The sequence below is a fragment of the Peribacillus sp. NPDC096448 genome, assembly GCF_044762675.1.
In the GTDB taxonomy this organism is placed as follows: Bacteria; Bacillota; Bacilli; order Bacillales; family DSM-1321; genus Peribacillus; species Peribacillus frigoritolerans_B.
The window spans coordinates 86092-97435 of the sequence record NZ_JBIWEU010000007.1 but is presented as its reverse complement, the minus strand read 5'-3'; the positions used below and the strand labels follow the sequence as shown (position 1 = coordinate 97435).

The following is an 11344-nucleotide window of genomic DNA, read 5'->3' as shown; positions in this document are numbered from 1 at the left end:
CTATATTTCTATCAAAAAAATAGTGTCCGATTATTTTACATTGGCCAATAGATCAGGAGTTATATGTTCTTCCGCTCCATAAAGTAATTTTTCCCCAAGCAATGAGCCCATTAATGCGACAGCAACTTCAGCCGTTTTATTATGCTCGTCCAATATTGGGTTTATCTCAACAAACTCTGCTGATGTAATGATATTAGCTTCAGCTAGCATTTCCATGGCAAGGTGGCTTTCACGGTAGCTAATGCCTCCCATTACAGGCGTTCCGACCCCTGGGGCATCATCTGGATCAAGACCATCAAGATCAAGTGATAAATGTACAAGATCCGTACGTTCTTTCAGGTAGGCAATCGATTCTTCCATCACTTTTGTCATACCCATTCTATCAATCTCATGCATAGTATAGACTTTAATTCCTTTTTCCCTGATTAACTCTTTCTCACCCTGGTCTAAAGAACGGGCACCAATGATTACGATATTCTCTGGTTTGACTTTTGGAGAATATCCGCCGATATTAGTCAGTGCAGGGTGGCCAAGCCCCAAACTTACGGCTAGGGACATACCGTGTATGTTTCCTGATGGGGAAGTTTCGGCAGTATTTAAATCCCCATGTGCATCATACCATATTACCCCTAAGTTTTCAGTATGCTTCGCTAAACCGGCTAATGTCCCGATAGCAATGCTGTGATCTCCCCCTAAAACTAAAGGAAAACGATTCGCCTGGATGACTTCATCCACTTTTTGACTCAATTTTTCATTACCTTCTGCTACATCCTGCAGATTCTTTAAATTTGTGTCACTATCACTTTGTGCTCTTTCCTGTATTTCTACTTTAATATCACCTTCATCACGGACAGTATAGCCAATGTTTTCAAGTCTTTCACTTAATCCTGCATATCTGATGGCACTAGGCCCCATATCCACTCCTCTTCTAGTTTGACCAAGATCCATTGGCACACCAATGATTGAAATTTCCTTTTTCATATGTAATTCCTCCTTCGATTTTTCTACCCTAGTATAAGGGTAAAAGGATAGATGACTCAACTCGACATTTTTTTGAATATTTATACGATTGAGAAAAGGGTGAAAGTCTTTGGTTGAATTTCCTGTTATTGATTATTGATGAATAGGATATATTACCATGCGGGGTATGAGGGGAATTTGGATGAATTCCTTTAAAATCTGCAAATGTTGAGATTTTTATTCCAGGAATGGAAGTGTTAGCGTTATCAATCGGAATCTATGGCCAAGGAAGATTCAGAAGATATTGAATATATTTTACTAGTTACATTTATTCATCAAAAGGAGCGGTTTCACCTAAAATGCATGGAAGGATTTTTCATTTTTATATTAAAAAAATTTTTTTTGACATGAGAATAAAGAACTTTTTCGCCAATCTGGTCAACCTTTAGAAACAATTCATTCCAAAAATGGGTTTTTTCGCTAGAGATAAAAGCATATGGAAGGGTTTTTTTTCCGTAAAAAAGGTAAAGAGCGGCAGGCTGGATTGCTGCTCTTTACCTTACTGTTAAACTATATGATTGTTTTAAAACTTTTTACTCCAATTCTCCTCTTCAAGTGGCACACCTTTGGTACTAATATAGTCTACAATCATATTTCCATGTTTAAGAACTCTATCTTTTTTAAGGGCGTTGATAATTTCTGTAAAGCGGTCTTCATCTGCGTCCTGTTTCTTACGTGAAAGGGTAATCCGAATGGTTGGGGAAACTTCGTAATCTTTATAGCTGGCTGGTTTATTCGGATCAATCTTCAATTCTTTACCTATCCCCTCTTCAAAGACCAAGAGTAATTGATTATAATCGCCTATTTCTTCTTGAATCTTCTCCCAATCTTCGCTTTCCGCAATTCCTTCCATTTCCTTGGATATCAACACGTCACCCAGTTCTTTTTCAACATAAGGCCTGATTTCCTTCTCTGCATCATCCTGCCATTTATCAGATAGGAATGTATCCTCCATTTCCCCTGTTTCATCATTAAAGAAAACCAGAAAATGCGTACCATATTTTTCATGTTTCACTTTAGCTGCGTATTCAAAATAGCCCCTGTTTCCCATATTGTCGTATAGGACATCGTATATTTCGGTTCCTTCATCAAAATTTTTCTCTAAATATCGTTCAGCTTGATCCCTGACCTTCTTTTCTTCATCAGGATCTGTTTTCATGCTCTGTGTGAATGAAAACATAAGGATCATCACACCGGCCAAGATGATTAAAAAAACTCCTAGTAAAGTCAGTAAAATCTTTTTTGTTTTGGTCAAGGAACACCCTCCTGTAATCTCTGCTACTTCTCATTAATTCCCATATTATTCTAACATTTTAATCGCTCATTTTACTATGGAAATGGAGCCTATCTTTTCCTCGGTGCGAAATCACCTGCACTCCAAAATATCGGGATACTTTGTTACAATAAATAAATCCGGTAGTACCCTAAAGGGAGAGATTGACTTGGAAACCTATCAAAGAAAAATGAATCATAACCGGGATGAAGACAGAAAGTTGCGGTGGAAACAGCATCGTATACAAGTTACTGGGTTATTCGATGCCGTTTTTTTGAAAAAAGCGTTCGTAAATAAAGTGGCTATCGTCGGTGCAGGCAATTGCGATGATTTGGATTTAGAGTATCTGGCAACTAAATGCAACTCCATATACCTATTTGATATTGATATGAAAAGTATGGAAAAGGGTACGGCAAATTTGCCTGAACGGACCCGGGAGAAAATTCAACTTATCGAAATTGATGTCACAGGCCTCGATAAAGTGGATTTTGATCACCACCTGTCTTCCATGCTGAATCGTGGCGAAACGGCAAAGGGAATTATTCAATATTTAAAGGATACCGAAAATCGGTTAGGTCAGCTTTCTGAAAGTGTTTTTGCTAATTATTATAATGATTTTGATATCGTGGCAACTTCCGCCATTTATACCCAACTATTTTATAATTGGGCCAAGGAACTGCTTTCTGATCATGCAAACCACTATCAGAAAATAGATGCAGAAGAGCTGAAGAATGGAATTTTAGATTTAAGGGATGAGATCGTTCGTACAGTGAATCACTCTATATCTAAATGTACTAAGCAAAATGGATTCTGTATTACATGGACTGATATCTTAAAAATCGAACCTGAGTATATGGATACCATTAACGAAGGGATGAATGCCATCTTTGCATTGGCCTCGAACGTGGGATATGGGGCAGCATTGATAGGGGTAAAAACGTTTATTGAAAAAGTCGATAAAAGCGAATTAACCCTTCGATACTGGCCATGGGATTTTCATGCAAACAAACAGTATTTGACCATTGGCATTATCGGGAGATTGAATGGGTTGTAATTGAATTAATGGCGGGATAGATAAGCGAATCAGCAGCTGAATCTATCCTTTTTTGTTGGTTATGGTCCACTTAGGTATTAATCCTTTGGGCGTGATAAAAAGGGGCTGGGCCAGCAAACCATGGGAAATAAGACATAATTATATAAAAGGTATAAAAAAACGATGATATTTTTAACTATTTGTCTAATGATTTCACAATCTGGTGTGGATATAATGAATCTGTTGAAAACAGAATATTCCGATAAGTGGCGACAGGGACAGCAAAGGAAGAGGTTGCTAAAACTGAGGGTGGAACAACAATAAGGAAGGGGTGTGTTGGTTGAAAGCTGATATCGTGTTCATTAACGGCGAAGTCATAACCGTAAATCAAAAAAATGAAGTCGCAGAAGCCCTGGCAATTAACGGTGATCGTATCTCGGCGGTCGGAACGAATCAGGAGATCAAGGCATTTATCAGAGAAGAAACAAATGTGATTGATTTGCAGGGAAAGTCATTACTTCCTGGGTTTATAGATTCTCATATTCATCTTATATTGTATGGTGTCAATCAATTGGCAGTTAGCTGTAAAGCTGAACATATCAAATCTGTAGAAGATTTGTTAAACGATCTGAAGAAGAAAGCTTCGACGATCCCTAAAGGTGAGTGGATCCGTGCCTGGGGCTTCAATGAGACCGCAGTGAAAGAAAAACGTTATCCAACTATAGCGGAATTGGATGCTATTTCAACAGACCATCCCATTATCGTAACCCGTACATGCAGCCATATAAGCGTGGTGAATAGCAGGGCGTTAGAGATTGCCCGGATTGATGAAAACTCGGAGAATCCAACTGGGGGGATCATTGAAAAAGATGGAGCGGGGAGGATTACAGGCAAACTCATTGAAACAGCAAATATGATAATGGCCGACAGAGCAAGCTATTCGGAAAGTGAACTGTTGAAGGCAGTCAAAATAGCGTCGGAGCATTTCATCACAGCAGGCATTACAAGCATTCATGAAGCTGGTGCTCATGGTCCTGAAAGTTTCCGTTTAATGCAGCAGGCCATAAAAAATAAGGATATTCGTGTCCGTATCTATGCGATGGTCGGTTCATTGAATAATTCTCATGAATTTGTGAATAAAATGGTGGATTCGGGAGTGATGACCGGAACTGGGGATGAAAGATTCAAAATCGGACCAGCCAAATTGTTTACGGATGGCAGCAGTACCGGTCCGACAATTGCTACCCGTGAGCCTTATTCGAGTGACCCTGGTTATTCCGGCATTCTTTATTATAAAGAAGAGGAGATCTATCAAGTATTAGGTCAGGCACATAAAAAAGGCTATCAGATCACAGTCCATGCCCAAGGTGACAAAGCGATAGAGATGTATTTAAATTGCGTGGAAAAGGCTTTGAACGAATCGCCCAGAAAAGATCATAGACATAGAATTGAGCATGCTGGAATATCTTAGCCAGATTTACAAATGAGGATGAAAGAACTTGGAATAATCCCGATCCCCAACCCCCCATTTCCTTATGAATTCGGAGATATTTATATTGAACATTACGGCAATAGGGTCAACCACATGTACGCTGCCCGTGATTTTATTGACAATGGCATTATGGCCGCAGGCGGTTCGGATGCTCCCGTTACTGATCACGACCCTATATTAGGCATACACGTTGCTGTTAATAGAACAAGCAGGTCTGGTACGAGAATAGGTGCGGTTCAATCGATTAGCGTATTGGAAGCCATTAAACTATACACATGGAATGGCGCGTTTGCGAGTTTCGATGAAGATGTCAAAGGCAGTCTGGAGGCAGGAAAGCTGGCCGATCTAGTAGTATTGAATGATAGTATATTGAAAGTGGATTCCCAAAATATCAAGGATTTGAAAGTTGAATCAACGATTCTGAATGGGGAGATTCTTTATCATAGGGAAACAATGGTGGAAATATAATCTAGCGTGACTATTCTAAAACAACAAGACCTCCACTTACCTTTTTTTGGCTTAAACGAATGCAAGAAGATTTAGCAAGTTATTTAAAAGGGGGATATTCGCTATGAAAAAGCAAAAATTATTAATTAATGGTGAGAGGCTGAGTCGTACGCTAGAGAAATTTGCTGATTTTGGACGCACGGAAAACAACGGAGTCACACGGCTATCCCTTTCCGAAGAAGATCGATTAGTCCGTGATTATTTTTGCGCTTGCTGTAAAGAATTGGGTATGACGATTAAGGTTGATGATATGGGGAATATTTATGCCACTTTGGCGGGACTAGAAAACAAACCACCTATTGTAATGGGATCACATATGGATACCGTAAAAAAGGGCGGACGGTTTGATGGTATCTTGGGTGTGGCTGCAGGTTTGGAAGTCGTGCGGACTCTGGTGGAAAATAATATCCAGCCTAAAATTCCGGTAATGATCGTCAACTTTACGAATGAAGAGGGAGCCAGATTCGAACCTTCCATGATGTCCTCGGGAGTCCTTTCAGGTAAATTCGAAAAATCGATCATGCTGCAAAAAACGGATAGTGAAGGAACGACTTTCGAAAGTGCTTTGAATGCCATTGGATATGCTGGGGATAAAGAGTCTCGTTTAAAAGAAGCGACTGCATTTCTAGAGTTGCATATTGAACAAGGGCCAATTCTTGAACGGGAATCACTAACGGTCGGTGTCGTTGAATGTGTCCTTGGTATGGTGTGCTATGAGATAGAAGTTACAGGAGAATCCGATCATGCAGGAACCACACCGATGAATATGAGAAAGGATGCTTTCTTCTCTGCGAATAGCTTGATTATGGAGGCCCGTCAGAAGTTAGGCATGCTTGATGACGATTTGGTTTTTACGATGGGAAGGGTAAATGTGTTTCCTAATATCCATACGGTCATCCCTAATAAAGTGGTTTTTTCGCTAGAAGCGAGGCATAAGGATTCCAAAGTCATCGAAAAGGTGGAGGAAGTCATAAAAAGCCTTACAACTACAGGTTCAGAAGGCGGCTGTGACATCCAAGTGAAAAAATTGTGGGACAGGGATACCGTGTGGTTCGACAAATCCATTTGCAATTTATTAGAGCAATCGAGCAAATCACTAGGACTACCTTATAAAAGAATGGTAAGCGGTGCAGGACATGATGCACAGTTTATTGCCAGCTATATACCTACTGCCATGGTTTTCGTTCCAAGCATCAACGGAAAAAGCCATTGTGAAGAGGAACTTACTACTTGGGAAGATTGTGAAAAAGGCGTCAATGTAATATTGGAAACGGTCCTTGCCATCCAGTCATCTTAAGACGAAAATAGGGTGGTTGTAATACAGCTAATAACAGTGACCTAATGGTGCTAGCAAACCATCAGTTCATCATGAAATCCGGCTTGACTGATGGTTATGCATCCGTGGTGTAAGGAACCTAATTGGGGGAGGGTATAATTTGGATGCTATTAAGCTATTGCTTTTTGTTCCATTTATAGGGTTTTTAGGTTTATTGCCCTATGCAAATAAAATAGAACCGTACATATTTGGGATGCCTTTTTTGTTATTTTGGGTAGCATTTTGGATGGTGATGGCATCGATTATCCTAATGATCGTCTATAAGTTCGATCCTGATAATAAAGGGAGTGATTCTGAATGAATATCTCATTGCTCATCATTGCCATCTTTTTGGTTCTAGCACTTTATTTAGGGATAAAAGCAAGAAAAGGGAAGGATATGGATATGGAGCAATTTGCCGTAGGGGGCAGGGGCTTCGGTACATTCTTCATTTTTCTCTTGATAGCAGGTGAAATTTATACAACTTTTACATTCCTGGGCGGAAGTGGGTGGGCATACTCAAAAGGTGCCGCCGCTTATTATGTTCCCGCCTATATTTTCTTAGCTTACGTCCTATCATATTGGCTCGTCCCTAAAATATGGAGATATTCAAAACGCCATTCCATTATCTCTCAGCCAGAGTATTTTGCATCTAAATATAAAAGCAGGTCGATGGGGATGATCGTTGCGGTATTGGGAAGCTTAGCCCTTGTTCCGTACATAGTCATTCAGCTCAAAGGATTAGGTATCATTGTTTCAGAAGCATCATACGGAGCAATTTCACCAGTTGCTGCAAGTGTGATCGGTGCTGTGGTTGTAACTACTTATGTAATGATTTCAGGCATTCATGGGTCGGCATGGACAGCCATACTGAAAGATTTCATGATTTTGGTGGTCGTTATCTTTTTAGGGATTTACATTCCAGTTCATTACTTCGGAGGCATACAGCCAATGTTCGAGACCGTCCAAGCTGCTAAACCGGAAATGTTGGTTTTGGCGGATCAGGGATTGAGTCAGTCCTGGTTTGTGTCCACCGTTTTGCTGAATGCACTAGGATTTTATTTGCTGCCACAAACATTCATGGTCGTTTTATCGTCCAATGGGGAAAGGACCCTTCGCAAAAATGCGATTGCGTTACCCTTATACACATTGTTGCTGCTGTTTGTTTTTTTTATTGGATTTACAGCCATCATGGAAATCCCGGGTTTGCAAGGAGCTGATGGGGATCTCTCACTTTTAAGGCTGGCGATTCAAACATTCGATCCATGGGTGATAGGGATAATCGGAGCTGCCGGTTTATTGACGGCCCTAGTACCTGCTTCAGTCATGCTAATGGCTGCATCGGTAGGTCTGACAAATAGCTTTTTCAAAGTTCTGGTCCCTGCTGCGAATGAAACACTTCAATTGATTGTCTCAAGGATAATTATTATCGGTATCTCAATCATTGCTTTAATTGTAACGGTTACAGGCGGCGAGGCTTTGGCCATCTTGAATATCATGTCATACAGTTTAATTACACAACTGGCACCTTCCTTGTTTTGCAGTTTGCCAAAAAACAATATCATCAATAAGTTTGGTGCAATGGCAGGAATATTGGCAGGTGTCCTGATTGTTTTATATGCGACAATTGCAGATGTGAAGGTTTCTACATTCCTCCCAAATACCCCACATGTAATTAATGATATCAGTACAGGCGTCATAGCATTATTGATTAATATATTAGTAACATTCATTGTAAGTGCACTGACAAAACATATCTCCACGCAACACACCGAAATGAATGATTTGGACAAGATATCCTGATTTCTTTTAAACAAGGCAAATGGAAGTACTGTCTGGAAGAACTGATAAAACATGATTTGGGAGGAATTTTGTGAAGATTAAAATAACGGCTTGTCAATTTCGTGTAGAAAAAGTGTCAACTTTCAATGAATTTCAGGAACAAGTAGAAGACTTGATCACCCAAGTTCCCGAAGACTCGGATTATATCATTTTTCCTGAACTGTTAACTATCGGGTTATCAACGGCCTTTGGGGAACAGGATGCTTCGTCCGTTACCAGGATTGATGAATATACGAATCAATACAAAAATCTTTTCAGCTCACTTTCAAGAAAAAGAAAACAGGTCATCATTGCGGGCACTCATCTGGAACGCCGTAAAAATGAATACTTCAATATAGCGTACATTTTTGATAAAGACGGATCGGTCGTTGAACATAAAAAGACTCATATATTTCCTGCTGAAGCGAATTGGCATACTTCTGAAGGTGATGATCTAGAGGTTTATTCCATTGGTCCGGTTAAAATAGGAATAGCGGTATGTTATGAAGCGGAGATACCTGAAATTTCAAGGATATTATCAGTGAACGGCGCCGACATCATTTTTTGCCCATCATACACATTTACAGAGGCTGGCTTTTGGCGAGTTCGCCATTGCGCACATGCACGTGCAATCGAAAATCAGGTATATTTTGTTCATTGCCCCACTGTTGGTGAACCAGGGTCACCCTTGCCGAACGGATATGGCCGTGCCAGTATCCTTAGCCCCTGTGACAGCGCCTGGCCAGCAAATGGAATAATAGTCGAGGCGGTAATGAATGAACATACAATCATTACCGGTACAGTGGATATGGACGAGCTTTATCAGAATCGAAAAAGTGGTGCGGCGACCACTTTCAAGGATCGCAATCGCCGAAAAGACATGTATGCGAAATATGCGCCATATGAAGGGCTGAAATAATGTGTTGGATCCCGAACCATAGTCGGAATAATGAATGTGAAGGTCCAATAAAGTGTGGGGGTAGGTCAAAAAATGACCCCTGAGAAGTGTTCTTTAATACCTAGTTATTCTTCGTGATTTTTTCCGTTTGATTGGCGTATTGGTTAAAGACCTTATCTATTCTCTTGCGAAAGAATCGGGAATTGACTTAATATACAAAATATAATTGTCAACTGCTTGCTATATATATTAGAATATATATAACCATTTCATATTGTAATAATATAGATAGTCACCCTATTTATACCTGTTATGATGTCTGTAATGGCAGGAGGCACAACAAATATGTTTCAACAGAATACAGTATATATAGTTGGCGAATCGAAGGCGGCGTCCAATAATCCAATTACACAGCAATTCAACTGCTTTTTTATCGGGTTCGTCATTGATAGTGATACGCATGAAATAGTGGATGCGGAATGCTCGACTACGATATCGATTACATCACGCTTCATTCAATCCATGTTAGTTGGTAAATCTATTCTTCGGCCCGATGAATTGGAAAAAGAAATTGAGCAACGGTATTTTGGTTCATCTCAGAAAGCACTGACTGTCGCCCTGAGAAATGCCAGCATCAAATATCAGCAACTTTATAAGATATAGCTGCTTCTTTTGTCAGTCGCAATTGAAATCCAGCTGTTAAAGAGTGCGTACGCACTCTTTGGCAGCTGGATTTTTCTATGTTGTGCTATGCAAGAATCCATTGATGAGTTTGAATAAAATGGAAATTTCATTTTGTTATAAAATATAAGGAGGTATGGAATATGATTCAAGATGGTGTGATGTTTGTCTGCTTTTTATTGGCATTTACTGCCGTGATTGCGGTTGTGGAGAAAAAGATAGGAGGAAAGTTCTTCAAGTATGTTCCTGGTATTGTCCTTATTTATATTGGAGCGGCTCTGATGAAAACATTCGGGGTCTTTTCAGATAGTGAGTCAGTCGAAAGTGCATATGGCACCATACGGGGGCTCCTGCTGCCTGCCATGTTGATGCTTATGCTTTTGCAATGCGATATGCGGAAAATCATCAGACTTGGACCAAAGATGCTTTTAACTTTTTTTGCGGCTTCATTCAGCATTATTGGAGGGTTCACTCTTACTTATGTTTTAATGAATGGCTTTTATGCGGAAGGAACTTGGAAGGCATTCTCGGCTTTGAGCGCAAGCTGGACAGGGGGATCTGCCAATATGGTGATCTTGCAAGGCATACTTGATGTGCCTGAAAATATTTTTGGCTATGCGTTGATCATGGATACAATCAATTATTCCATTTGGGTCATGTTCTTGTTTTGGCTGGTGCCTCTTGCTGGAAAATTCAATATTTGGACTAAAGCAGATACATCTTTCATTGATCAAATGACTTCCGAGCTTGAAGCGGGGGAAACCGCCAAGACGGAATTTGGATTCGTGGAATTGATCGGTTTCTTGGCGCTGGCATTAATTGTTTCAGCAGGGGCAACCAAAATTGGGGAGAAACTGCCGGTACTCGGTGCCGCTGTGAATGGAACCACTTGGACGATCATCATCGCTTCGACCGTAGGATTAATTCTGGCTGTCACGAAGGTTGGACGTATTGCCGGTTCCATGGAAATTTCCAAAGTCATGCTTTATATAGTCATTGGTTTAATTGCTTCCCATGCCGATTTTTCACAGCTGTTTCAAGCACCTGTGTATATTATATCCGGATTTATGATCCTATTCTTTCATGGATTGATCATGGTCATTTTGGCCAAAATCTTTAAGTTGGATCTATTTACAATGGGAGTTGCCTCGTTGGCCAATATAGGGGGTGTGGCATCGGCCCCTATATTGGCTGGAGCATTCAACCGGGCGCTAATACCGGTCGGGATATTGATGGCTGTACTTGGCAGTCTTCTGGGCACCTATTTTGGAATTCTTACATCATATATACTCTCAAGCTTTTAA

9 protein-coding genes and 1 pseudogene are annotated in these 11344 nt (G+C 40.3%); 8 read left to right on the top strand and 2 right to left on the bottom strand.

Annotated elements, in window-relative coordinates:
* Positions 1–30: 30 nt before the first annotated feature.
* The gene (gene rocF / locus ACIQ0C_RS13760; protein WP_403060743.1) at positions 31–981 is read right to left on the bottom strand and encodes an arginase; all 951 of its coding nucleotides are present in this window, start codon (positions 979–981) and stop codon (positions 31–33) included.
* A 562-nt stretch (positions 982–1543) separates the two neighbouring features.
* Positions 1544–2275, bottom strand: a complete 732-nt coding sequence (locus tag ACIQ0C_RS13755; protein ID WP_403060740.1) for a hypothetical protein — start codon at positions 2273–2275, stop codon at positions 1544–1546.
* Between the two features lie 187 nt (positions 2276–2462).
* Here ACIQ0C_RS13755 and ACIQ0C_RS13750 point away from each other — a divergent pair, with 187 nt between their 5' ends.
* The 8 genes and pseudogenes from ACIQ0C_RS13750 (at position 2463) to ACIQ0C_RS13715 (ending at position 11344) form a co-directional block, all read left to right on the top strand.
* A complete protein-coding gene (locus ACIQ0C_RS13750) occupies positions 2463–3347 on the top strand; it encodes a hypothetical protein (protein ID WP_402841803.1) in 885 nt (294 codons plus the stop codon).
* Positions 3348–3666: 319 nt separating this feature from the next.
* A pseudogene (locus ACIQ0C_RS13745) lies at positions 3667–5286 on the top strand (amidohydrolase).
* Between the two features lie 103 nt (positions 5287–5389).
* On the top strand, positions 5390–6622 hold the full coding sequence (locus ACIQ0C_RS13740; protein WP_403060737.1) for a Zn-dependent hydrolase: 1233 nt from the start codon (positions 5390–5392) through the stop codon (positions 6620–6622).
* Positions 6623–6761: 139 nt separating this feature from the next.
* Positions 6762–6962 (top strand): DUF3311 domain-containing protein, encoded by a 201-nt coding sequence (locus tag ACIQ0C_RS13735; protein WP_402841793.1) that lies wholly within the window; start codon positions 6762–6764, stop codon positions 6960–6962.
* Positions 6959–8443, top strand: coding sequence for a sodium:solute symporter family protein (locus ACIQ0C_RS13730; RefSeq protein WP_403060734.1), 1485 nt, complete (start codon positions 6959–6961; stop codon positions 8441–8443). Before ACIQ0C_RS13735 ends, ACIQ0C_RS13730 begins: the two co-directional genes overlap by 4 nt.
* 70 nt (positions 8444–8513) lie before the next feature.
* Complete coding sequence (locus ACIQ0C_RS13725; RefSeq protein ID WP_403060731.1) at positions 8514–9380, top strand: nitrilase-related carbon-nitrogen hydrolase; 867 nt, start codon at positions 8514–8516, stop codon at positions 9378–9380.
* 324 nt (positions 9381–9704) lie between these two features.
* Positions 9705–10022: a DUF3870 domain-containing protein gene (locus ACIQ0C_RS13720; RefSeq protein ID WP_402841785.1), complete on the top strand. Its 318-nt coding sequence runs from the start codon at positions 9705–9707 to the stop codon at positions 10020–10022.
* Positions 10023–10183: 161 nt separating this feature from the next.
* Positions 10184–11344, top strand: a complete 1161-nt coding sequence (locus ACIQ0C_RS13715; protein ID WP_402841782.1) for a DUF819 family protein — start codon at positions 10184–10186, stop codon at positions 11342–11344.